The sequence below is a fragment of the Glutamicibacter halophytocola genome, from assembly GCF_001302565.1.
GTDB lineage: Bacteria > Actinomycetota > Actinomycetes > Actinomycetales > Micrococcaceae > Glutamicibacter > Glutamicibacter halophytocola.
In genome coordinates this window covers 2,487,008-2,511,130 of sequence record NZ_CP012750.1, presented here as the reverse complement: position 1 = coordinate 2,511,130, position 24,123 = coordinate 2,487,008, and the positions used below count along the sequence as shown (strand labels likewise).

The following is a 24,123-nucleotide window of genomic DNA, read 5'->3' as shown; positions in this document are numbered from 1 at the left end:
AGGGTATAGCTGGCAGCTTGGCATACCCACGATATGAATCATCTCGAGTTAAGCTCGTGTACGTGACTTCTGAACCCCGCCGCGCAGCTCTGTACGCCCGCCAGTCCAAAGCCGACCCTGATGGCATCGACCGGCAGCTGCCGCGCATCAGGAAGCTGGCGAACGAGCGTGGCTGGGTCATCGTGGACGAGTACGTCGACGATGGCCTCTCCGCATCCAAGAGCCGCGGTCCGGGCTCGAACTGGGCGCGGATGCTCGCCGACGCCGATGCCGGCAAGATCGACACCGTCATCGGTGTTGACTTGGACCGCCTCCTGCGCAGTCTCCAGGACTTGCTCGTGCTCATTGAGCACAACCTCATGGCGGTGACGGTCAGTGGCGACATCGACCTGTCGACCGCCGATGGAGAGTTCCGCGCGACGATGCTGGCTGCCATTGCCCGCTTCGAAGTGCGGCGCAAGGCCGAGCGCCAGTCGCGGGCGCAGCTGCAGCGGGCCATGCAGGGCCGTGCTCCCAAGGGCGTGCGCCCACTGGGGTATGCCACCAACGGCGATCTGATCGAGGACGAGGCAGCAGCGGTCCATGAGATCTTCCGCCTGTTCGCCATCAGTGATGGGCCTTCTATCGCGTCGATCGCCAAGGGGCTGTCCGGCCTCGAAGCCGACTACATCCCGGCCTCGCTGCCGCACCTGCCCAAGCGCAACAGGACGCTGGCGATCGAGCGCAACGTGCGCAGGACAGCTAACGGCGAGGATCCGGCACCCGTGCCATCCGATGGCCCATGGGACTCTTCGACGGTGCTCGGCATCCTGCGCAATCCCCGCTACGCCGGCTACTCGGTATACACCGATCGCAATGCTCGCGCCGAGAACAAGCGCAGGACCTGGTACGCCCAGATCGTGCGCGACGAGGACGGGGATCCCATTGCAGGGCAGTGGACCCCCATCGTTGAGCCCGATGTGTGGTGGACGGTCCAAGAGCGCCTGAATGCGCCCGAGAGGGTCACCAACCGAACCGGCTCGACTGCTCGCAAGCACATCGGCTCGGGTCTCTTCCTCTGCGGCATCTGCGAGAAGCCGGTCAAGGCCCACAGCCAGCGCTACCGCTGCGAGGGCCACATCATGCGTTCAAGGGAGCAGATCGACCAGTTCGTTTTGGCTGTCGTCCGCGAGCGACTGGGTCGTCCTGACCTGGTCGACACGATCCCGAGCCTTGATGAACCTCGGCTCCAGGCGATCAGGGCTGAAATCGGCATCCATGAGGGTAGAATCAAGCGTGCCCAGAATGACTACGACAACGAGCTGATCGAGGGCCACGATCTCAAGCGCACCAGGGACAGAGAGCTCACCAAGATCGCTGCGCTGGAGAAGGAGCGCCGCAACTTGACGATCACCACGGATCTCGGGGGAGTACTGGATGCCAAGAGCCCAGTGAAGGCGTTCGACGATGCCGATCTGATGATCAAGCGCCGGGTCATCGACTTCTTCATGACGGTGAAGCTGCATCCGCATCCGCGGGGCAAGAAGACCTTCGATCCCACAACGGTGGAGATCACTCCCAGAGCAGTGCCGGGCACTGCTGCGGATCGCTGAGAATCAGGAGTCTCGGGGCACGGCAGTTGCCGCTGCACCCGTGGCTGACGTATTGCAGTGGTAACGCTCGACTATGGAGTCTTGTTAGCTATCGAGACGGAACTCAATCGGGCGGCTAAAGGCTATATAGGCGGAAGTTGAATCGGCTGGAGAATGTGATCGCTGATTCGAAAAAAATATGAGGGTCCATTCTGATAAGTGCTGTCATGGCAAAAGCGTGCGAGAAACCTTGAAGTGCAAATCGAATGTCGCTATAAAGCAATGCCTAATCAGAAGCAGTAATTCAATTGTTACGGACAACATACTCAATATGTCGAGAACTTCTTGGGTTTCTTGGCTCCCGACGCCTTTTAATTCTATTCTCAGGATTATTCAACGGGTTTCCCAGTTGATGGTTGGGCCATTCTTCTCTTGAATTGCTTGTCGGAGCGCTAATTGCGCCGTATGCCTCGCTTTGCCGCTCATGCCATTTCCTTGTCATTTTGCGCGCTCGGCAGGCTCCATTTTCCTTACAAACTTGCACTGGAGGTGCAACCATGAAGAAACTCTATGCCTTGTCGGGTCTCGCTATCTCAGGTCTGCTCGTGATCGGATCTGCCTTGCCCGCAACAGCAGCAACTGGCCCAGATGCTCTCAACCAGCTGTCCAAGCTGAATCCCGGTATCTCGACTTCCGAGTTGAAGTCCTCGCTCAGTGACTACGCCAAGAGCGAGAAAATAAGCTTGGATCAAGCGATCCAACGCGCTCTCTCGGAGAGCAAGGAGTCGGCAAAGGACGCAGCCAGCGCAGGCGGTACGGACGGACTGGCATCTGCCGCAAGCAAAGGCGGGGGAAGCAGCTCTGGTGTCTATCTGAAGAGCGCATCGCGCAAAGGCGACATCTTTGTGTCGCCGGCAGCCACAGGCTTTGTGCAGCATGGCCACACGGGCATCTACTACACGACCGGCACCATCGTAGAAGCCCCGGGTACGAAAAAGCGTAGCCGCTCCATCGGAGCGAGCAACTACAAGGTCGCCAGAGGAGCGGTGAAGCAATACATTAAGACGACTTCTACGCAGAGAGGCAAGGCTGCCAACCACGCCTACAACAAATTGCGCGGCAAGGACTACAACACGAATTTCGCATTCAACAAGTCCACCACTGGTTCCAAGATGAATTGCTCGCAATTGGTGTGGGCTGCATACAAGGCCGCAACGGGCATTGATCTAGATGGCAACGGCGGACCAGGTGTTTATCCGTACAACATCAAGGATTCCTCCAAAACCACCACTTACAAGACTCTTTAGCTTCCATTGACGTAGCTCGTTCAGGCCGACCCATTTAATTGGGCCGGCCTGAACTCAGTAGATCGGAAATATGAACATGCGACGTATGAAACATGCGCTTATTGCGCTGGGCGCACTTCCCGTGGTCCTCACAGCTTGCAGCGGCACGACACAGGCCGCTCTTTCGGTACCTGAGAGCATCGGAGACGCGGAGTATGCCCTGTACTTCAGTGCGCCCAGCACGGAGCTCGACCAGGAGAACCAATACGGGAAGGTCGTTCTAGTCGACGCTGATGGTTCATTGTCAGCAATCCCCACATTGGGGATGGATTACGGGGCAATGGCCTGGACTGAGAAAGCCTTGGTCTTCAGTGACATGAGAAACGATTACCTCCTTGATCAGAGCGGCCTCCAGAGCATTCCGAGCGAGAAGACTGATAGCCAGTACGCCATGCTGGCTACCGGCCCCGAGTCGGTGGTTGGCATCTACAACTTCGGGTTCTCTGATGAGGGCGGCTACGGCACTCAAATCGTGACAACCACCGGTGGTGAGAGCTCCCTGAACGAGGTCGAGGGCGGGTACTACGTCACTGCCAATTGCGGGGGAAAGATCTTCGGCGCTGGGCGCGCGACGGGTCGCTACTCGAAGACAGGGGATCCTGAGACCGAACCGGTCATGTTCAACCAGATCACAGGTACGCCAGACGGCAAGGAGAAACAAGTCGGTCTGAACGAGAAAGCCCGTGACAATGCGATCGTTCCGGACGCGCCGTGCGTGGACGGAAAGGTCTACTATATCTCCGACTCGGTCGGAGGCGGGCTCGAAGACCCCATGAAACCTGTCCTTTCGATCTGGGACACCGACACTGGCAAGTACACGGAAGTCCCCATGCGCGCTGACGTGCTTGGCAAGCCGTTGATGAGCCACGAAGACGCTGGATATCCGCAAATGACCGCCGAGTCCATCCGAGATGGCAAGCTGGAATGGTTCGGCGTGGGCAACTCGATCATGTCCACGGACCTCACAACTGGCGCTACTAAGAAGAAATTCGAGGTGGCCGGCTATACCGATGACTCCGTGAGGTCCAGGGCCATCTTCCACGGGGACGAGGTCGTTCAGTTGGTTGAGCCCTACGACGACGGGAAGTACGAGATTGTCCGTTATGACCGCCGGACCGGGCAGGAGCTGGGCCGCACGACAATCGACGACGACGTTGCGGACGTGCACGGGGGATTGTTCCTTAGGGGTTTCGCGCTAAAGCCGTAACCAGCTTCTCAGCGTAGGGATCGATGGAAGGTCGAGTGGGCGCGATCTGGCGCGCCCGCAGGCTTGAGGTTCAAGGTCTTGGGTCTGTGAATAGATTGGTTCCTGGACTCATGCGCTAGGTGGTTGCGAATCGAGACGTTGTATCCGTAGTGATGCGCCACACGCAAGTTTCCCGCTAGGAGGCCGCCTCTTTATTGCATTTTCATGAATTGCACAGTGGCGTAAAGGTTACTATTTAAGATATGTTTGGCTCGTACATCAACCGAAATGAAATTTGGGGTTATGAGCGAGCAGGACAATCTGTCGACTCCGCCGGAAGCGAATCCTTCGGCAAAGGACCAGTCGATTAGGCAGATGTCGGATGGCGCGAAGCAGATCGCGCACGGGGCGAAAGCGATGTTCGAGGGCCATGTGGCCCCTGCAACTCGGCGCACAGCTCGTACCGTCAAGCAGGCGCTCGCCGAGCAGAAGGACGGCCAGAAGCCAGGTGTCCAAGGATGGGTGAGCTGGGCACCCTTCGCGCTGCCAGTTACCGGGTTCCTCGGAATCTTCAGCCTGTTCTTGCCCATGGTCACCGGCTATGGACGGTCTCTGAACTTCTTCTCCCGAAGCGAGAGTCGAGGAGAAGGCATCTTCCTGATAGTGGCCTTCTTGCTGGTTATTGCCTCGTCGATCTACTTCCTGGCCAGCAAGACCAAGCGCTCCTGCATTCTCGCCGGAACAATCGGCGGCATAGGGGGTTTGATCGGATGCATCGATGGCTTCGGGAACATGGCGATCATCTCGGATGGATACGGATCCGTGGGTGCCGGCGCAGTCCTGTTGTCCATGTTGTCCACCGTCATCCTCGTTGCTTCGATCCTCGCTCTCTTGGGGTTGCGCAAATCGGCCACTGATTCGTCGCTGGCTGCGTAATCGACCACTGGCTCCCTATCGAAAGTGGGCAATCCACGCATGAAACTTGACCTTGGACGATCCACGAAGAAGAAGTCCGTTGGCTTCTCGGCGCTGGCCTTCGGAACACTGATGGTTCTGACTGGTTGCGGCGGTTCCGGCAGCGATGCCCAAGCCGAGGAACCCCAGACCCAGGTCTTCTACCAGATGAACATGCACGGCACCGGCGACGTCCCCGATCGCCAGCTCGTGATCGACGGAAGCTCTGTCGCGGTCTACAGCTTCAAATGTGATGGTGACACCGCGTCCCTCTACAAGGACGGCGGATGGCGCGGATCGCTGAGCGTCGATGGCAACCAGATCATCTGGACCGAGAGCGAGTCCGGCACCGACAACGTCGTCTTCGCGGCCGACGGCAGCTCCATCCAGCTCAAGAACCAGCCCTGGAAGGCCATGCCCGAGAACGAGGCCTTCGACGCGGCCTGCAGCTGACCGATGGGCCGGAAGGTCGCGCTCTCACGGACTGTCGAGACCGTGGATGGGGAGTGCCACGCCGGTTGATAGATAGCTCTGCCTGTCAGACCTCCTGCTGCTCTTTGGGGCGGCAGGAGGTCTTGCTTTTTAACTCAATCTTCCGAGCCGAGCCATCGGCTCCGGGATCCTCCTCGATCGACTGAAACCCTTCCTGGAGAGGACGGCATCATGCCTGAAGAGAACAAGCCCAGCGTCTGGATCGGCTGCCTGGCTTGCTACAACGAGGGTCGCCTAATAGGCGAGTGGTACGACTTGGACGAGGCAACGGCAGTTACGATTCAGGGCCTGCATGACGCAGTGCGCCGCCCCGTAGGCGACCACGAGGAACTATGGGTCTTTGACCAAGAGAACCTGCCCATCGAAGGCGAGTGCTCGCCCCTTGATGTGGTTCCGTGGGCCGAGGCGTACGAGCGCCTGGGCAACGATCTCTGGTCTGCGTTCTGCGCTTGGGAGCACTCCGGCGAGAACAGTTCCGAGGACGGAGGTCTCGAAGCATTCCAAGACCAGTACGCGGGGCGCTGGGACTCGTTCGACGACTACGCCAGGGAGCTGGTTGATGGCATCGCCTTGCTTGATGGAGTGAACGAAGAAGTACGCCGGTACTTCAACTGGCAGGCCTGGGCCCGCGACCTTGAGCAAGAGCACTCGACGGCCAGTGCGCCAGGCGGCGGGGTGTTCGTCTTCAGATCGGTGTGACCAGGCTGCGATCAGCGCTCAACGAGTCTCGTCTTCACGTGGATCGACTTCGGATGACGTGCGCAGACGACGGCCACCAGATCTGTCAGAGGCACGCCCAGCGCATGGGCGATCCCGTGGAGCGTGCTGATCTTTGCGGCGACGCGGCCGGCCTCGATTTGGATGATCGATTTCCGATGCACTCCAGCAGCTTCGGCGAGGCGGTCGATCGACATGCCCTGCTCCCGTCGGGCGCGTGCGATCTCGATGCCAAGGGCATGGATGTCGGGTACTGGGGCAGGCATGCTTCCACGTTCCCGCAGGCGCGTTCATTGCACAGTAACCTAAACGCGCCTAAGTTTGATAGGTTTGACTCATAGACCAACTAAACTTGGCTCGTTGCGCAGCACGACATGATCACAGGGGAAGCGAACGCATTCGATCAACGAGAGCGATCTCAGTGCTGCTGCAATAGCGAGCTTCCACGCGCCCTGCTCGGAAGAAAGCTGAGGTCCTTTTACGGATGAAGTACGAGTACAAGCAAGTGAAGTACCGGGCCGACAAGGGCAAGTTCGATGGCAACCTCAACCAGATGGCCGAGCAAGGCTGGAAGGTCGAGAGCATGGACCGCATGGACGACGTCTTTCTGGTCACGTACAGCAGGGTCACCGAGCAGAAGCTCGAACATGTCCATTGCGAGGTCAAAGATCTGCAGCGCATCCTTGCAAGGCGCACCCAAGACCGCCTGGTCGCATTCGCATCCGAATCCGGCTGGGCCAACCTCGTCTGGGAGGTGGGCCCGGGGCAGGACTCGCCAACTACCCGGAACACGCCTCCCAAGCTGAACGATCTCCGCTGGTGACAGGCCCGAGGGGTGAGCGATTCAGATCTGGGCCGCAAGCGGCAAGATTGATCCCTTCGAGGAGGACAGATGATCGGCGAGTTCTTCACCATCAACGCGACCAACATCGGCCACGCGGCCATGCGCGCGGCGAGCAGGCCGATCCCACAGGAGGACCCTGCGCAGATGAACCTGTCCTTGCGCAAGACGGATGCAGGTCGCGATGAGATCGTCATCGAGGTGAGCACGTGGCAGGGGTTCTCCCGGGACATCCGTATCAGCCAGGGCAAGATCTGGTCGATCCTCCAGATCAGCGACTCCGAGCGATGCCGCGCCGCGTGCCAGCACTACATCGACGACAGAGCGGAGCATGTGCGCCGAGCAGTGTTCGATGCCCAAGCATGCACGGAGCGCGTCGACGACTCGCACCTGGACGCGGGCAGCGCGTCGTACGGCATCGGCGGCGTAGCAGCTTCCGAGGAGCAGGCTCACGAGTTCGTCATGAGGCCGAGCACGTTCGTTGGCGGCCCCGCCACGTTCGAAAGCGTACTGGCCTACGTCCACGGCTTCGAGGCGGCGTTTGAGATGTCTCAAGGTCGGCAGCCCGTTCTGCACCAGTTCAGCGACCTGATCAAGGAACTCAAGCAGGAGCTGGGCCGTGAGCCCACCGACGACCAGACGGCAGAGGCCATCGGCGCACTGGAGCCGCTCCTGGCGAAACTGTTCACAGCACCAATGCCAACGAGGCTCTCCAAGGCAGTCAACACACCCAACCCGCACGCAACGGAAGAAGATTCAGCATGAGCACGGTAACTGGCGACGTCGTCCACCACCTTTACAACCGGACAGGGGATCTGCTGCCGTACTGCGGTGCGATCCCGGGGCCGGATCACCTCACCGGTGACTGGAATACAGGGCATGACCGCGATGAGCTGCTGCAGTGCCTGAACCTCGGACTGGTCATTTGCATGGCCTGCGCGTCACCGGAGGCACTGAGTGGGTTCACGCCGCTGATCCTCAGCGAGGATGGCTAACCAGCAGAAGTCCACCTGCCTTCGGGCAGGTGGACTTCTGCTTTTGCCAACTCAGTCCTCGCGATGGTCAAGAGGTCGCGTGGGGCCAAGGGATCAGGCGATTCGCAAGTATCTCCTTGGCGAGAGTTCTGCATGCCTTCGGTGTCACGCGACAACAAGGGTCTCAGGAGCTGTATTTCGAAGGTCCTGAGTCAGGATGGTGCGTTCGGGACTCAGCATTGGGCGGAACTTCAATTGGCTTCTCTTCTGGTTCATTGCCGAAACGGTCCAATGCTTTGAAGTAGTCGGTCGTCCAGTGATTCATAAACAAGCCCCGAGCGTCCTCTAGGTGCAACAAGGTGTGGATAGTAGGCCTGGCAAGGATCGAACGGTGCATGGGCTCCAGTGCGTCAACTGCAATTTGGCCGAGGTGCGCAAGCGTCTGGATCTGGCCAGTGGAATGCCCTAGCAGCATTGTGGCCATGCTGCTCAGCGTAGATTCGCCAGGATCCTTCGCCGTACCGAAGTGGACTCCGCCTTCAACGTGGGCGTAGTACCGGACGACGCTCCGGAACGTCAGATGTTTGCCTTGGGCGACGCCGACCACTGTTCTTCTCAGCTCCTCCAGATTCGTGATGGCGTGATCGCCAGGGTCGCCGATCAGCCGCGCATCCCCGAGGCCGAGGTAGCGCTCCAGTCCTTCGTCTGCGAACTTGTCCTCCAGTTCGGTCCAGGGACGGATGCGGAACTCTACAGGCACCTCCGGCCTAGCGACCCTCACTGTCTCTAGAAGCGGCGCGCCATCGAGCAGCAGTTTCCTCAGGAGCGGTGCGATTCCCAGCAACTCGTACCTTGTTCGAGACGACGGATCGTCAATGCGGCAGCGGAGGTCGTCGATCGTCTCGACGAAGAGCCACTCGGCGAGGATCATCTGCTCGCCTATGTCCCGCGCCATCAGCTGGCTTCCTGCTCATCCACGGCCAGAGCAGAATGCACTGTCCCGATTGAGATTCCGACAGCCGAAGCGATCTCCCTAATCGACTCGCCCCTCTCGCGCCGGGAGATGATGACCGCGCGCTTGTCGTCGTCGATCACCCGCGGGCGGCCGCCGACCCTGCCGCGCTTGCGCGCTGCTTCGAGCCCGTTCTTGGTCTTGCGCACGATGTCGCGGCGACGGTCCTCGGCGAGGGCCATGGCCATATCCAGGACGAAGCTCCGCTCGGTGTGCTCGCCCTTGGCGATGCCCTCGATGACCTTGACTGCGATTCCGCGTTCGAACAAGTCCGTGAGCACGACCAGCCCCTCGATCAGGTTTCGGCCGAGGCGATCAACTTCCTGGACGGCGAGCATGTCGCCCTCGCGCATGTAGTCGATCGTGGCGCACAAGCCTGGCCGGTTCTCGACCTTCAAGCTACCGCTTACTTTTTCCTCGAAGACCTTAACGCAGATCGGGTCCAGTGCGTCATGTTGCCGCGCGGTGTCCTGACCCTTCGTGCTGACTCGCACCAATCCCACCAGTGCCATGGCTTGCTCCGTTCATAAAACGTGTTCAATTGCCAATCCCCATGGTACCTGTTATTGAACGAGTTATTGAACGAATTGAGCCACGAAACAAGGTTTCCTCGGGCACTCTTCAGGTGTTCGTCTGATCGACCCTTTTTTGAACGCTTTGCGAGCTACACCAATCTGCAACTGTGAGACTGTTGGTTCGTTTGGCGATTAATTGCAGCATGTCGCCAGCCGTTGCAGGGTATTGCAGATTCTTGGTGGCCGGCACCTTGCGCCCGTATAAGAATTGCTGTGCTCCCTTGGCATGGACAGGAGCGAAATCATTGATAATGACTACTGTTCGGTATTGACTTTGATGACGCTACGGTCCAACGACGAGTACAATAGAACGCCAAAAAGCACGAAGATCGGCCAGAGTAACAAGGGGAGCCATATGCCAAAAGAACTACCCAAGACACCTCCAACTATGCTGCCGATCGGGACTAGTGCCATTGTTAGTGATCGACGAAGAGCAGCTATTCGACCAAGCAATGATTGGTCGACTGTAACGGCTGCGTAGATACTTGCAGAAACATTTGTCACTGTAAGAATTACGCCCCAAACTGCGGTGTGGACGATCAGCAGTCCAACTGCAGCGGAAGGCACCCAAAAGGCAATAAGGGGCATTGCAGCCGAGACAACCTGTCCCAAGCCTCCCCAGAGGTAGAGCTTTCTGACGGAAACACTCTTAGATATTTGGTCAGCAAGGAATGCTGCTGCGATTCCCGATAGCGCCCCGATGGATCCTAATATTCCAAAGAAACCGATTCCTAAGTCAAGAACCTGAATAACGAGTATGGCTTCAACCGCACCCCCGAGGGCCAACCCTGCGTTGCTAAAACAAGACAGCCACGTCATCCCCGCAAGCTGACGATCGTTCACTAAAACCGTCCAACCATCTTTGGCTTGAGTCCAAAACGACTGCTTGGCAGGTAACTCCGCATTTTTCAGTGAATCAGGTTCAGCTGAGCGATGCACTCGATGCGGTTTCCTGATGAACATCGCTCCGATCATTGCAACGATTGAGAACCCAATGACGGCAAGCAGTACTTTATTTGCTCCGATGGAAACTATGCCGAATGCGACCGCCACGGGCCCGGCAAGTGTGGCGACCCGATCCCAAGTTGCGATAGTTGCGATTGCTCGACCAATTTGGCTGTCATTCTGAGACAGCGACGGAACTGTCGACACCTGTGCCGTTTCAGTAGCAACGGTGGCGATTCCCATAAGCGTTGCAAAAACGAGCAATAGTGAGATTGACAGGTATCCACTAACGCTCATGAGCAATAAAGCAGACGTCAATAGAACCTTAGTGACCAATGCCGTTTTGAGAACGCGGACGCCGTCATAGCGGTCTACGAAGATCCCTATAGGAATACCTAGAATCATGAATGAGGCCGTTGTCAGCGCATTGAGCAAACCGATTTGCCAGGCACTAGCGGCCAGTACTGAGACGGCAATAATGTCAGTCCAAGGGTCGAAGGATTGGACGAAAAATGCGTCGGCGGCGTTCGAGAACTTCGCCAGTGTTAGTCGATTGTTCTTCTTGCTCATGAAAACTCAATTCTTGCGGATCGAGAGCCTAAGCCTTGGAGCAGCGAGAATTGATCGTACATAAGGCGAGCGTGATTTCTGTACTACGTCTAGCTCGGCGAAGTGCTCACTCGCCCAAAGGAGCGATCTAGCAAGGATGTTTAGTGCGATGTTCTTCCCTGGGCACGCGCCGGGACCGCTACCAAAAGTTAAAATCCGTGTGGGGGACTGATCAATCCAACGATCAGGCTGGAACTCTTGGCTCTCGCGCCCCCATTCTTCAAAATTTTTATGCGCGACGCTATGCCCCAGAATCACGTCATCTCCTTCAATTACTTGGATCCCGTCCAGATGATGTGATTGTTTTGCGGTACGCGTCAGCCTCCACGCTGTAGGGTACAGACGTTGCAGCTCCAGAACGAATGCTTTAGCTCTTTCTTCGCTGTCAATCCACTGTAGCCATTGAGGATGCAACGCAAGGTAGTAGAGGGAGAATTCGAATGCCACACCCGTAAACGCAACCAGGGACTGAACCAGTCGCAAAAGCAACTCGCTACTTTCAACTGGCGTCAAATCGAGCTGAACGTTTTTAACTACCGACACCAGATCGTGGTGAGGGCCCGAGCTGTCTGCGCGCAGTAGATTTCCCAAATTCACATCTAACTGTTCCCTTTGGAGGCCTTGCAAGCGCCTAAAGCCGCCTTGGACATCGTCGTGAATTGTCTTGCGCGCTATGTAATGTTCAATATATTGACCGTAATCAGCAGAGCGTTGAGGGTCCCATATCTTGTCTTTGTACAGGGCGTACATCATCCAAATACCGTCTGACTGCATCTTCAAAGTTCTTTTTGCTTCAAAGAACGAACTAAGAGAATCAGATACGAGATCGGTAGCAGGACTCATGATTCGAATGAATTGCCGAACGACATTAATGCGCTGCTCATGAGGTAGCGGGAAAAAATTCCTAGTTCGAAGAAAAGCTGACTCATCGACATAATTTTCTTGATCGTGCAATATTTGTCGAATCAACGCAGATTCAGTCACCAATATTGCTCCGGAATCTAGTCTGATCGGCGATGACAGCTTCTCGTACTTTTGATCCCAACCCGCCATGTGCTTCCATAGCGATTGCCGAGGGAAAGTTGCTCGCTCTCTAGACATAATGACACCACGATCCGCTAAAGGAAAGCGGGGAGATCTACCCGCCAAAAGGCATCGAGCTCTCCCCGCTCACCGGTCTTCTCTACCACGAGTACTGCTTCGAGTATGCGAGGCAAACAATGCGCTCCTCACCGAGGAGACGAGCCTTCATTTTACGAATCATCTGCACTTAATTCACCCCCTCATGTGTGATTGACAACACACTATGCGAGAAGCGCTAAGTGTTCAAGTACTTTTTCAAAAATAGCTTTACATTAAATCGGGAATGAAACCGCCTAGTGATTAAATCCGGAATCAAGCATTTGTGGTTGCCTATGGGCTGGACAATCTTCCCGGGGAAGTTGATGGCTAGACGCTTTCTGCGATCGCCTTTGTACTCGGATTGAAAGCGGCCAGAGCTCCCGAAGGGTCGGGCGGCCCAAGATGTGTCGCAAATATTCGTTCTGGACATACAGAGATCTAAGGAACCGCGTCACGCCATTTCAGTTGAAAATTCAATTGTGATTGACGTTAACCTCAACCGACAGTTCATCCACACGTTTGAGACCTTACCTGTCATTTGACCCTCTCGGTGCAATCGCCGGTAAGGGATCCAGCGCAATAGATGTAGCTACCCGTTGACTGCTCGAACCAAGGTTCTGATGCTCTCGACTGGCAATGCGATTTGCCCGCTCGGTTCCTCTTCGCATTTCGTTGAGGCAAGGGCGTATGTCGCTGCATTCTTGTTGCCTACACCCTGACCGCTGTCAACTAATGTCTGTAGGGTGTCGTGCCAGCTCGGCCAATCATTGTTGATGACTGTCTCAAGTGTGTCGTCAATGGCGTGTAGCTCAGGCGACAGTAATCCAGTGGGGTAATCGAGCTCGTCAAGGTTGAAGTAGCGTTGGAGAGCACGGTTATCTTTGACATGGTTGCGGACGGTGTGCTTTATAGTCTTCTCGTTCTCTCTGATCTTTTCAGGATTCTTCTCATGCTTTTTCTTCTCGGTCATCCTTGCTTCGCAGCCCGAGTCATTGTCGAAGACGACCATCGTGGGAATTTTTAATTCACTCAGGATTGCATGGGGGATGTACAGATGTCCTTTGCCTTGTGCAGCGGCGACAGCAATGCCGTCCGCGGAAAGGTGCTTGGACCGCGCAGCAATGCCCTCGAATACGGCCTTATCGTCATCGCCTTCTACCAGCATCACGGCATCGGCAAAGAGCGCTTCGGATAGGTGTTGATTGCAAACCATGTCCCACCGCGCGGTTACAACCTTCGGGTCGACGTAACCAGTCAATCTGGATGCAACTGCATCCAGCTTCGCATGCGAGATTGTGACTTCAGCGTGCTGATCTGAGGCAGCCGTGCTTCTCCGAACTCGCCGAATCTCATCGAAATATCGCGCGTCTACAAAATAGGGTGAGTGTGTTGCATAGGTAATTTGCAAACCGTTGGCGAGGTCACTCGCGAGTGTTCGTAGGACGCTGGAGAACGCACGAGCCTGGGTGGGATGCTGGAAGAGCTCGGGCTCTTCGATGGCTAAGCAAATGACACTCTCAGAATCTTGGCTAGCGCTTTTGCTGGCAAGCATTTTTAGACTGGAGATCAATAGGGCGCGTTGGAAGCCATGCCCTTGGCGGTCGACATCCGTTTGAGTCAGTTGATCCCTGACGGTGACTCGGATTTTCGACATTTGAGGTTTCAACTCGGGCTCTTCTGCCGCTAGTTGGATCTTGCGACCGGAGGTGAATGCTTCAATTTCACTGCTTAGGTCAGCGCCGAGCTTTTCAAGCTGTGCCGTGAGATGCGCTTTTGAGATGGCTTCGCGACGAGTTGCTACTTCTTCGGCGAGCTGGGCATACGCCTCGTCGGCAGCTGCCCGGTCAACCGTTTTTTCCAGAATGCGACTGATAATCGTGCCTCTGGCGTCTTGACTTTCTTCGTTCGCTCGAAGATCTGCTGTTACTAAAACGAAATCGAAAATTCCAGACAGAACGTTTTGTCCGTTGAATCCAAATAGGTGATTTCCACCTGATTCAGACTCCGCAAGGTGCTCAGGATGAGCGCGTTCCCAGTCATCCATAGAGGACTCGATTTTGGCGGCAGACGACCATTTAGGCAGATCTTGATCCGGATGAGCTTCGAGAACCTTTAACCAGGCTTCTTTCTTGGGGCCAGCTCCAACGGCATTTCGGACATCTTCGAATGGCGGGAAGGATAAAGCATTGCCTGTCATCTTGTCCTGGCCGTTCGACCAAGTGCGCCAAGCAGTGAATGTATCTGCGCCTGCTGGAGCGTACTTGTCACCCAGGGCCACACGGTCCGTGCCCGTCAATGTGTCAAAAGTTACGCGCACTCGTACTCGCTGTTGGTTGCTTCCCGACCATACATCCTTCTCGTCGATGACGCCACCGTTGAAAAACCAGTCCAATGCACGAAGAACTGAGCTTTTTCCGGCCCCATTGGGGCCGATGAATGTCGTAATCTGGCTAAAATCGATATCCGCTTTATTTAGGCATCGAAAATTCTCGATACCGACTGACTTAATACGCATAGTTACCGCCCTTGGTCTATTTTCCTGATTCGTTGGCAAGTCTTCCATGGACGAGCGACATTTAGGCTACTCAACGCGAAGCAAGACGGCGGGAGGCGTCTCGCTTTCTGCGTACCAACAGGCCGTTATTCCCCGCGGAAGGGTGGTCAGCATTGAGTCTCCGAATTTACCGCACATCTTGGTGAACTTGACTTCTAAGGCTTTCTAACCGGTAAAGTGCAGCCCTGTTCTCGTCACCTTCAAGTAACTCAAATGCCTCTCAATGACTGGAGTTGAAGCCACATCGGTCTAAGCCGTTAGGATGCGGATTTCTCGAGTTCCAGGAGTATCCTCAGCGTAACCGGCTGGTGCCACGCCGCCGCAGCATTAGGCAGTGAAATACTCCGACCCCATGAAGCCAGCTCTTCCCCCCTGCGCCGACTGATCCGATTGATACTGGACGGCTATGTAGTTTTGGATAACGAGCTGTCTCGCGTTCTCACAGATAGCGACCTTCAGGTACGCGCTGTATTTCTGAGTAGTGATTTCGTAATTCCCGGCAGTCAACATTGGACTCTATCGATTACAGCCTTCTAGCAACAACGTAATTTCCTGCTCGGCTTATTGAACCTGGCCCCGCACTGCGTGAGGTAGCCGCTGGAAGGTTGAATTGCCTTGAACTCCACCCGAGCCACGGGACCAGAAGTGTTTTCGATATTTCGTTACTCAAGTCGGCAATGCGAAACCCCGGTTACGCGCTTATGGAAGGGTCGGTCTGTGAACTCCTTACTGCAGGCTTTGCCGATGCAGGTATGAATCAGTAATTCATTAATGTGGCCACTTGTTTGGTGCCGGGGTGGCGACAGTTGTGCCGGGCATAGGAAATTGTCAGGCCCACAGAGAATCCCACTTGCCAAAAGTGCTAAGTGGGATTCTGACGCTGGAGGCTGGTCACCTTAAAAGGTCCTACATCGAAGGCTGCTGCAGCTCCGATGTGGCAGCCTGATCGTTCTGTGCCGCGCGTTCGGCGATGACGACCTTGGTGTACGCACTGCGGTCCTCGTCACCCAGGTCGTAGTCGCCTGCTGCCCGCTTCGACTTCAGCCACTGGCGTCGCAAGTTTGAACGACGCACCGAGGTATCAAGCCTCAAGAATTTTTTCGAAGACTCACTACGAGAGCCCAGCGCGGCCCGCAACTCGTTGCGCTGCGATAGCGCTTCGTGGCCTGCCCTGAACTCGGCGTCGTGCTCCTCGATCAGCGCCACGCGCAGCCACAACTGCTCGCTGACGGCCGGGTCCAGGTACTCGCCGAACTCGGTCATCCATGCCCTGCCCACGCCACTGGGCACCAGCGCCTCGTCGAGATGCTCCCCGCAGGCCAGGGCAGTCCAGGCGTGCTGTTCCTCGAAGTCGGCCATGGCATCCAGCGTGCGCTGCTTGCGCTCGTTGGTGCGCTTGATCAACCGCAGGTTGGACTCCCGCAAGGGTGTTGCCGGCTCGTCTGCCGGTGTTGGGGCCACGGGCTCCGCGGCGATCGGCTCGGCAATTGGCGCGGCCTCGACCTCAGGTGCCTGCGGCCCCTCGTCGGCAAGCTGTGCATCCACCTCGACCTCGTGCAGATCCACGACATCCTGTGACGGCTCATCAGTTGGCAGCACGACAGCTTCAGCTTCCTCGCGATCCTCGGGCTCCGCGGGCTTCGCCGCAGGAGTTGGGCGCTTCCGCTTCGGATGCAGCCGGTCAAGCCATGACAGGTCGGTCTCGACTTCAGCAGCCTTCACCTCGGCCAGCACTTCTTCGAAGTCGCGAGAGCTGGCATCCGCCTGCGCAGGAACCGCGCTTGGTCCCGGCTTGACAGTCGCCTCGGACGGCTCAGGGGCATGCACGGTCGCCGCCAGCTCTTCTGGCCGTTCTGAAGAGGTCTCAGGCCGCCCCAGGTCCTCCCACAGCACATCAAGGTACTTGGACTCCTCGAATGTTAGGCCATGGCGCTTGCGCATTGCGTCGCGATCAGCAATTCGGGTAATTGACCACAAGCCCACCAGGCGCTCGTTCTTCACGACGACCAGCTCTTCAACCTGCTGCGAGAGCTCAGGTTCCGGCAGTTGCTGGAAGCGCGCCGGAGGGTTGTCGAGGACCGCGCGTCGTGCCGTTTGCTGCCGTGAAGTCGCTTCGGCCCGCTGGGCATCGCGATTTGCCTGCTGCGCGGCATGGAGTGCGGCCTCCTGAGCGATGAGTGCCGACTGCGCTTCGTGCATGGCGCGGATCGCCGCGTCGCGCTCGGCAGCCCGCTTCCTCCAGCGGGCAACACGCTCGGCCTCGTGCCTTTCGAAGGCCAGGGCGGCAGCCGACTTCTTCTGGGCAGCGGCGTCGATGCCGTTGGTGTCAAGGGTCTGCAGGATCGCCTCTCGGCCGCCTTCGTCCAGATGCAGCCGCTTGGAGCCGGAGCGCACGGTACGGCTCTTTCCGTTCTCGTCGGTGTACTTGTACGACCAGACCTTCTTATTGCCGCGTTCGACGAGCTCCACAGCTCCGTCCTGCGACAGCTCCTGCCGGAACGACGCCTCGTCGGTGCTCCTGGATGCCGCGTCCTTGATACGGTCCTTGAGTGCCTGTAGCCAGGCATTGGTGCCCCGGGTGACGCGCACCAGTTCCCGGTTGTCGTAGGCATGTTTGCCGATCAAGCCGTTGAACTTCGTGCCATCCAGGCCGGCGCGGCCCTTCATCAGCTCGCCCAGCCGGCTGTTGTCGTAGCCGATGGAGGCCATGAACTCCTCGTCCGCCAGCACCTTGTTGGTGACTGACCGGATTCGGAAGACGTTCGACATTCGTGAGCTGAACGGCTTGCCCGCCACCACCTGCTCGGTGACCTTCCGGCCCTTGACCGTGTGGGTCATCTCGGCGTCTTCGTGGGCGATGTTGGAGACGATGCCGTGGGTATGCGCCAGTCCGGACTGGCCATCGATCTGCGTGCCAGCCATCAGCTGCCGGCCAGGGAACGCGCGGCGGTAGACCTCCAGCGAAACCTGGTGCAGCTGGTGCACCTGCTCCGGGTCCTCGGGATCAAATTCCTCGCGCGAGGCGCTCAGAACGAGTGCAAAGGCTTCGATCTTCAGTTTGGAGTTCGGGTCATATCGCGACCGCGTATCTGCAAAGTCGGCCTTGACAGTCGCTGCGGAGCAGCCGATGCCCGAGGCGTAGAGGCAGCGGCCGATGCTGTCGTCGCCTTTCGGGTTCTGGACGTAGTCGGCGATGCGGTCGGCGACTTCTGTGCTCTGGATTCCTGTGTACACCTGCCATCACCACGTCGGGCGTTCGAGCACGGTGCGCAGATCCATAGCGACAGCAGTGGCCTCGGATTTCATCGCTTCGAGGTTCCGGTCGATGCGCGTCAGCAGCTCGATGACCTCGGCGTCGCGCACGTCTTCGCCGGCCCACAGCTTCTTGAGCTGCGGCAGCACATTGTGTCCCAAGCGGTTCAGCGCAGTCGTCTGCCGGTCCAACGACTCCTGCGTTGCCCTCACCTCGCGGCGCACCTCATCGGGCACGTCGACCCGCACCTTGCGGGCACCAGCGCGTCCCTTGCCGATGAACTGGAGCACCGCAGCCACGACGAGGTCCGAGCGCTTCATCTCACGGCGTTCCGCCGCCTCGTCGATCAGCTTCAGGTGCTCTACCGCTACGCGGCCGCTGATCGGGTACGTAGAAGACCGCGTCGCCTTCGGCTCACCGGCAATGGGTGTACCAACCCCGGCTTCGCCGTGGCCCACGGTGTTCTCCGACAGCTCGGGACTGCCCTGCTGCTCCTTCGTCGCCATGGCAATTCCCTTTTCTGTCTCCGAACACCAGATTGCGCGATGTTTTCGATGCTCCGCACCTATAACTATTGTATCGCGCAATAACAGGCATGACGAGTAGTGATGGTGTATACAGTTTCGCTACGCTCAACCCCGGCTGCGCCGGCCTCCATCACTCTCGATCAGGCCTCACGTCTATTTCGCTCCGCTTCATAGGCTCCGGCCCGATACCCGGTCAAGAAGACCCTGCGCGTTGCTTCGGGCTTAACTGCCGCACCGCTGTTGCCAATGCCTCGCACGCCCCACGAAGCGGGAGCGGAGGGTCATTTGGCAACAGCTTGGCGGCAGTACCACGTCGTACCCAACGCTGGTGCCAGGCAAAGGGCACGGGATAGCCCGCGCTGCACCTGTCACTCGGGCATGAACGCGCTGGCGTATCTCTGCGGCATCGATGCTGCAATGCGAGCGGGCAAGCCTGCTATGCACCGCATCAAGTCGGCCGCATCCCCGGGCGGATGTCTCTGCCTGGCCCATTGGTGGGCTTCTGCCGGTCCGAGTCTGGCCATTCTGCTCCCGCTTGCGGGCTTCATTTGGCCTATTCGTGACCAGCGCTCAATTGCTGGCCCATTCAAGGACTGCGTCCGGGCTCATCTTGGCACCCAGCTGGCCGGAAACAGGCCAGCAATGGCCAACGGAATGTGGACTGGCCAAACGAGGTCTCTACGTGGTCAGCGGGAGACCATCAATGGGCTCAAATTGGCCAGAAGGAGGCCATGAATGCACCCGGACTCGGCATCAGGCATCGCCCGGTCATTTGAGGGCTCATGGCGGGCTGAAAGTGGCCAAATGCTGACCGCAGAGAGCCCTTCAGTGGTCCTGAAATGGCCAGCACTATTCGCTCTGGTCGAGGATGGCCAAGATTTGGCCCGAGCAAGACCTCGGATGGGTGCCTAATGGCCACAGAAAGGCCATGGTCTTTCCACTCAGGTCCCACCTGGTCACCGCTGGCCCATTGCTGGGCTTCTACCAGTCTGGGCCTGGCCGGGATCTGGCCACTTAGAGACCGGTTCTGGGCAGCAAAGAGCCCCGGCTGCAACAGCAACCGGGGCTCGGTCTTTCGGGGCGACGCCTTCGCGTCAGTAGCCCGAGGTCAGCGAGGTGGCTCCCGCCTCGTTGTCAGCTCCGACAGGTGCCATCTCGCGGGCCTCCTTCGCCTTGCGGCTGCGCTCCTCGCGCTCGGCCAGCAGCTCCTGGAACGCCTGCTGGTACAGCTGCCCGAACAGCTCGGCATGCTCGTCGCCCTTGAGCAGTTCCAGGACGCGATCGGTGATGCGCTTCTCCTCGGCGGCCTGCTTGCGCTTGAGCTTCGCCATCTTCTCGTTGTGGGCCTTCTTGGCCAGCTTCATCTCTTCTTCGATGCTGAGCTTGGTCATGGTGACCATCCTCTCCATAGTGATTTATCTGGTTGATGCGGTGTGGAGCTACAGTTCGTTCTCGCCCAGAGCGGGAGCGTCGGGGGAGGACTTGCCGGTGCCATCTGGAGCGGGAGCGGAAGATGGGCCGGCGGACTCGGGAGCGGGAGCGGACGAGTCGCTGGGCTCGGCCGGCTCGAAGTGCTCGTCCCAGGCCACGAGCGCGGCATCAAGACCGTTGCGGTGCTGCTCGATGGCCTCCTCGTGGAACGCGACCAGCAGTTGCGGGTCGCGGTTCTTGAGCCACTCGTACAGGCCGGCGCTGGCCAGTTCCGTCATCGCTACGCTCCCTTCTCGTTGTCAGTTGCAGTCAGCCCGTACGCCTGTCCCATGGCCTGGATGACCAGCGCGAAGGCGTTGGGGTCGATCCCGGTCATGACGTCGCCCAGGTCGACAGGACGGGAGGGCGAGACCAGGCTGGTCGCCACAGCCAGGACGCGACGCTCTCCTCCGCTGAGGTGGCCGCTCTCGTCGGCCGCGGTGTCGGGGTCGAACCAGAAGAGCCCAGGGGCTCCGCGACGGATCCACGGGCCGTCCATGAGGTGGCTGCCGTTGAAGCCGATCAGCAGCTCGACGGCGGCGCGCTCCAGCGACGTGTCGGCCCAGGCGCGCAGGCCGGCGATGCGGGGGTTGATGGTGGTCGCCATGATCAGTTCTCCTCTGGAGTAGTGGTGGTGGCTGGCAAGCTCGTTGCGTCGTACATGAAGGTCGCCATTTGGGCCCACTTTCGAAGAGCAGGCAGCCTGCCCGAAACCCATTCGGAGTTGGCCGAATCGCTGAACGGATCATCGGAGTCAATGAGCGTCACGCGATTTCCGTAGAGGTCAGGAGCGCACCGTCCGCAGAGCAATGCCTTGTCGGCGCAGCGCATGAGCCAGTCACCGGGGAAGCACTCGGAGCACTCAGTGGCAACGTCTGCCAGGGAGATTTCGCCGTCGCGCCAGATGGCGATCCAGATGGTGCCGTGTCCGTACCACCCGCCGGCGTCGTCGATCTCGACGCCGAGTCCCGGCTTGGCCCCCAGCCGGAGCAGTGCCGCACGATCGTCGTCGCCGAGCCCGTACGGCTGCGCGACAAGCGCAGCGAGCTGCCCATCGCGCTTCCGGGCAGTGGTGTGATCGATCCAGGCGGTGCTCAGCTCGATGCCACCCACGCGCAGATCGCTGAAGCCGTGGATCTTGGTCGTGTAGCAGTGGGGGTCAGAGCATCTCTGGCCAATCAGGCGGTGGAGGCACCGGTCCGTGGACCCATTTGCCAGCGTCAAGCTGTTCCCCGTGCCCAGGCGACCATCGACTGGCGAGCGGCGAGGTCGATGTCGGCTCCGTAGGGCCAGCCGCAGTTCAGCGACCAGCACTTCATCTCGGGAGGAACGCGCTTGACTCCGATCGAGGTTGCCTGACTGTCAAGCTCGGCGACCAATGCGCGGGTCTGTGCATCGGTGCACATTTCGCAGACGCTGGGCCGGCCATCGCCGAGAAGCAGCTGCCGGAACCTCACCCCTTGGATCTGGTGCGGGCAAATGGTCGTGGTCGTCATGATCAGTTCTCCTCTGGAGTAGTGGTGGTGACGTCAAGGGAAAACCCCAAGGCGTCGTATGGGTCAATCAGTCGGCGTTCGATGCCGACTTCGCCGGCCGCCTGGCCGCCCGGCTTTTCGTTGGCGTACGACGAGACGTAGCCCTCGATGGCCCTCGGCAGTCCGCCGGGGACCGCCGTGTAGATCCGCTGCAAGAAGCTGCGGATCTCCATCTCCGCCATCGCCGGAGCCGTATCGACCACGTCGCTGAGGTTGTGGCGATGGATCGAGATCGAGCAGCGATGCATCGCCGCCTGCACGGCGTCGCGGAAGCGCTCGTCGGATGTGGTCAAGCGCGAGTCGCGGAGCTCGGCTCCAACCCATAGGAGGATGAAGTCCAGCTGCCTGCGGCGGTCGGCGGCATCCAGCTCGTCGAGCAGGTCGCGGTTCATAGCCCACGAAGGGTCGTCGACCAGCCATTGGATCTGCGAGGGGTCTGCGTTCGATGCCATCCAGTGCTGATCGACGCGGAAGAACCTGATGTACGTCCTGGCCGCTTCTCGCCGAAGCGGAAGCATCTGGGCTACTGCGACAGCGTTGCGACGCCCGCCAATGGCAGCGGCAAGGCGCACCGTCTCGCGGTCAGTCAGTCGGCGCATTGCCCATCACCTCGTCCACGAGATCGCTGAGGTCAGGGCCGCTCACTCCGTGGGCAGCCGGCCGCGGAGCCGTAGTGCGCAAGAACCCTTTGACGGGCTTGTTGGGGCTGTACGAGGTCCAGCCCAGCAGCCCCCAGCGCGAGAGCAGCGGCTCGGCAGCGGACATGCGCTTCGAGACGCGATGCGTGCCCTGCTTCCAGCCGTCGTCGTCACGGACGATCGCTGCAAGCTGCCGCGAGAACTCAGTGAGCCCCATGGCGGTCCCCGACGGGCTGCTGTAGGCGAACCATGCCTTGAAGTGCTCGTAGAGGAACGACGTCGGAAGCAAGTCCCAGACGTAGTCATTGCAGTACTCGCCCCAGAACATGCGGACGGGATCGTTGCTCTGCTTGTACTCCTCCATCACGGCCTTGCACGCAGCCGGCTCGGGCAGCGTGTAGAAGTCCTCCATCGTCAGCACCTTGTGCAAGACGTACTCGGCGACCTCAGGCCGGGTCAGGTAGTCGTCCTTGATCGCGCTGTTCTCGCGGCCGGCGAAGGACTTGGTGAATGGGAAGAACAGCGGGCGGCGGTAGAAGCTGTCGGACTTGTCCTTGGCCTTGGGCCAGCCGTTCAGACACTGCACCATCAGGCCCCAGAAGGTGTAGTTGAACGGCTTCTCGTACTTCATCTCGATGCTGACTGGGTCATGAGTCACGCAGGACTTGAAGTCAGCAGACTCCTTGGCAAACGCGCCCACGTCGTTCTCGTCCGTGAGGACGGCCATCTTGCCCACGATCTTTCCGCGCTCGTTTTTGTCGCTGAAACGGTTGATCTGGATGGACGTCCACGACTGCGGGCCGACCAGGTGGCGCATGAGCACCAGCAGGGTGCCCTTGCCGTTGTTGCCCCGTTCGTCGAAGGGCATGATGCACCTCTTCCAGCCGACCAGAGGGCGGACCAGCGCGCCGATGACCTTCCAGGTCAGGTCGACCAGCTCTGGATCGTCGTGGAGCTCCTCGACCCACGACTCGACATCCCACGCACCGAAGGAGTCATGGATGACAGGGGACGAGGGGGCATCGACGTACCGGGTGCGCACCTTCGTGGTGAAGACGTAGCTCTCGTTGAACGGAAGCAGCTCCTTCGTCTTGTAGTTGAAGATGCCGTTCTGCACGGGAACCAGATCCCGGTCGATGGTCATCTGCCGCATCGGAGCCTTGGCGCGGATCAGTTCAACGATGTCGTCGGCACCCTTGCGTCCGATGTTCGGATCGAAGACGTGGACAAGCTGGCGCAGACGGCCCGGTTCGCCGATATGCAAGCCGGTGTTCGGCCCGTCGCTCTCGTAGACCGCGAGCATGTCCTTCCAGCGGTCTTCCTGGTCCGACTGGACGACAATGCGCACAGGGAAGCAGTGGAGGACGCATTCGGCCACAGCAGACGCAGGCAGGCTCGTCAGCAACCCGATCTTGTCGTTCCGGGCGCGGTCCTGGTTGGCGACATTGATCATGTCGTTGATGAAGCTCAGGAGCCTTGGCTCGACCCGGTAGACGTCGCTGGCGTTGGGGTACAGTCCGAAGAATCCGTTAGTCGCCTTGCGTACCAGGTCAACTCGCGAAGTGATCCGAGGCGATGCCGGCGCACCGCCGACGTCAGGTGCGCTGGACCCCGAGTCCCCGCGGCGAGGGCCCTGGGCGGGCCGCTCAGGCTGCACAGGTGCAGCCTCGGGTGAGGACTTGGAATGAGTATCATTATCAGGTACACTGGACATAGTTGTTCCTTTCGGAATCGCCTGCTAAACGAGCCGCTAACTCGTCAGGCGGAAGTTGAGTGGAGAAGCCCCGGTTCGCCGGGGCTTT

24 protein-coding genes are annotated in these 24,123 nt (G+C 58.8%); 9 read left to right on the top strand and 15 right to left on the bottom strand.

Features of this window, described 5'->3' with window-relative positions:
- Positions 1–62 precede the first annotated feature (62 nt).
- The 6 genes from AOZ07_RS11555 (at position 63) to AOZ07_RS11530 (ending at position 6,248) form a co-directional block, all read left to right on the top strand.
- Complete coding sequence (locus AOZ07_RS11555; protein ID WP_060703430.1) at positions 63–1,592, top strand: recombinase family protein; 1,530 nt, start codon at positions 63–65, stop codon at positions 1,590–1,592.
- A 536-nt stretch (positions 1,593–2,128) separates the two neighbouring features.
- A complete protein-coding gene (locus AOZ07_RS11550) occupies positions 2,129–2,878 on the top strand; it encodes a YiiX/YebB-like N1pC/P60 family cysteine hydrolase (protein ID WP_060702134.1) in 750 nt (249 codons plus the stop codon).
- 85 nt (positions 2,879–2,963) lie between these two features.
- Positions 2,964–4,124 (top strand): hypothetical protein, encoded by a 1,161-nt coding sequence (locus AOZ07_RS11545; protein WP_060702133.1) that lies wholly within the window; start codon positions 2,964–2,966, stop codon positions 4,122–4,124.
- A 282-nt stretch (positions 4,125–4,406) separates the two neighbouring features.
- Positions 4,407–5,039 carry a hypothetical protein gene (locus AOZ07_RS11540; protein ID WP_060702132.1) on the top strand — a complete coding sequence of 211 codons (633 nt, stop codon included), beginning with the start codon at positions 4,407–4,409 and terminating at the stop codon, positions 5,037–5,039.
- A gap of 39 nt (positions 5,040–5,078) precedes the next feature.
- Positions 5,079–5,510, top strand: a complete 432-nt coding sequence (locus AOZ07_RS11535) for a hypothetical protein (protein ID WP_060702131.1) — start codon at positions 5,079–5,081, stop codon at positions 5,508–5,510.
- Positions 5,511–5,720: 210 nt separating this feature from the next.
- Positions 5,721–6,248, top strand: coding sequence for an antirestriction protein ArdA (locus AOZ07_RS11530; RefSeq protein ID WP_060702130.1), 528 nt, complete (start codon positions 5,721–5,723; stop codon positions 6,246–6,248).
- 11 nt (positions 6,249–6,259) lie between these two features.
- Here the strand turns inward: AOZ07_RS11530 and AOZ07_RS11525 are convergent, their stop codons facing one another.
- The gene (locus tag AOZ07_RS11525; RefSeq protein WP_060702129.1) at positions 6,260–6,532 is read right to left on the bottom strand and encodes a helix-turn-helix domain-containing protein; all 273 of its coding nucleotides are present in this window, start codon (positions 6,530–6,532) and stop codon (positions 6,260–6,262) included.
- A gap of 218 nt (positions 6,533–6,750) precedes the next feature.
- Here AOZ07_RS11525 and AOZ07_RS11520 point away from each other — a divergent pair, with 218 nt between their 5' ends.
- From AOZ07_RS11520 to AOZ07_RS11510, 3 genes are all read left to right on the top strand, one after another.
- Entirely contained in the window at positions 6,751–7,089 is a 339-nt protein-coding gene (locus AOZ07_RS11520) for a hypothetical protein (protein WP_060702128.1), read from the top strand.
- A gap of 69 nt (positions 7,090–7,158) precedes the next feature.
- The gene (locus tag AOZ07_RS11515; protein ID WP_060702127.1) at positions 7,159–7,872 is read left to right on the top strand and encodes a hypothetical protein; all 714 of its coding nucleotides are present in this window, start codon (positions 7,159–7,161) and stop codon (positions 7,870–7,872) included.
- Positions 7,869–8,102, top strand: coding sequence for a hypothetical protein (locus AOZ07_RS11510; RefSeq protein WP_060702126.1), 234 nt, complete (start codon positions 7,869–7,871; stop codon positions 8,100–8,102). Before AOZ07_RS11515 ends, AOZ07_RS11510 begins: the two co-directional genes overlap by 4 nt.
- A gap of 163 nt (positions 8,103–8,265) precedes the next feature.
- Here AOZ07_RS11510 and AOZ07_RS11505 read toward each other — a convergent pair whose 3' ends face one another.
- The 14 genes from AOZ07_RS11505 to AOZ07_RS11435 form a co-directional block, all read right to left on the bottom strand.
- Positions 8,266–9,036 (bottom strand): hypothetical protein, encoded by a 771-nt coding sequence (locus tag AOZ07_RS11505; RefSeq protein ID WP_060702125.1) that lies wholly within the window; start codon positions 9,034–9,036, stop codon positions 8,266–8,268.
- Entirely contained in the window at positions 9,036–9,605 is a 570-nt protein-coding gene (locus AOZ07_RS11500; RefSeq protein WP_060702124.1) for a recombinase family protein, read from the bottom strand. The genes AOZ07_RS11505 and AOZ07_RS11500 overlap by 1 nt, the downstream gene beginning before the upstream one ends.
- Positions 9,606–9,923: 318 nt before the next feature.
- Positions 9,924–11,183 carry an MFS transporter gene (locus tag AOZ07_RS11495; protein WP_060702123.1) on the bottom strand — a complete coding sequence of 420 codons (1,260 nt, stop codon included), beginning with the start codon at positions 11,181–11,183 and terminating at the stop codon, positions 9,924–9,926.
- 6 nt (positions 11,184–11,189) lie between these two features.
- The gene (locus AOZ07_RS11490; protein ID WP_060702122.1) at positions 11,190–12,275 is read right to left on the bottom strand and encodes a cytochrome P450; all 1,086 of its coding nucleotides are present in this window, start codon (positions 12,273–12,275) and stop codon (positions 11,190–11,192) included.
- A gap of 658 nt (positions 12,276–12,933) precedes the next feature.
- A complete protein-coding gene (locus tag AOZ07_RS11485; protein WP_060702121.1) occupies positions 12,934–14,859 on the bottom strand; it encodes an ATP-dependent nuclease in 1,926 nt (641 codons plus the stop codon).
- Positions 14,860–15,804: 945 nt separating this feature from the next.
- Positions 15,805–18,132, bottom strand: a complete 2,328-nt coding sequence (locus AOZ07_RS11475; protein WP_060702119.1) for a hypothetical protein — start codon at positions 18,130–18,132, stop codon at positions 15,805–15,807.
- A 6-nt stretch (positions 18,133–18,138) separates the two neighbouring features.
- Positions 18,139–18,657 carry a hypothetical protein gene (locus AOZ07_RS11470; RefSeq protein ID WP_060702118.1) on the bottom strand — a complete coding sequence of 173 codons (519 nt, stop codon included), beginning with the start codon at positions 18,655–18,657 and terminating at the stop codon, positions 18,139–18,141.
- Between the two features lie 1,115 nt (positions 18,658–19,772).
- A complete protein-coding gene (locus AOZ07_RS11465; RefSeq protein WP_194943654.1) occupies positions 19,773–20,069 on the bottom strand; it encodes a hypothetical protein in 297 nt (98 codons plus the stop codon).
- Between the two features lie 48 nt (positions 20,070–20,117).
- Entirely contained in the window at positions 20,118–20,387 is a 270-nt protein-coding gene (locus AOZ07_RS11460; protein ID WP_060702116.1) for a hypothetical protein, read from the bottom strand.
- 2 nt (positions 20,388–20,389) lie between these two features.
- Positions 20,390–20,755, bottom strand: coding sequence for a hypothetical protein (locus AOZ07_RS11455; protein WP_060702115.1), 366 nt, complete (start codon positions 20,753–20,755; stop codon positions 20,390–20,392).
- 2 nt (positions 20,756–20,757) lie between these two features.
- A complete protein-coding gene (locus AOZ07_RS11450; RefSeq protein WP_060702114.1) occupies positions 20,758–21,372 on the bottom strand; it encodes a hypothetical protein in 615 nt (204 codons plus the stop codon).
- Positions 21,369–21,644, bottom strand: a complete 276-nt coding sequence (locus tag AOZ07_RS11445) for a hypothetical protein (RefSeq protein ID WP_060702113.1) — start codon at positions 21,642–21,644, stop codon at positions 21,369–21,371. Before AOZ07_RS11445 ends, AOZ07_RS11450 begins: the two co-directional genes overlap by 4 nt.
- A gap of 2 nt (positions 21,645–21,646) precedes the next feature.
- Entirely contained in the window at positions 21,647–22,282 is a 636-nt protein-coding gene (locus tag AOZ07_RS11440; RefSeq protein WP_060702112.1) for a hypothetical protein, read from the bottom strand.
- The gene (locus tag AOZ07_RS11435; RefSeq protein WP_084793231.1) at positions 22,266–24,035 is read right to left on the bottom strand and encodes a DNA primase family protein; all 1,770 of its coding nucleotides are present in this window, start codon (positions 24,033–24,035) and stop codon (positions 22,266–22,268) included. The genes AOZ07_RS11440 and AOZ07_RS11435 overlap by 17 nt, the downstream gene beginning before the upstream one ends.
- Between the last annotated feature and the right edge of the window lie 88 nt (positions 24,036–24,123).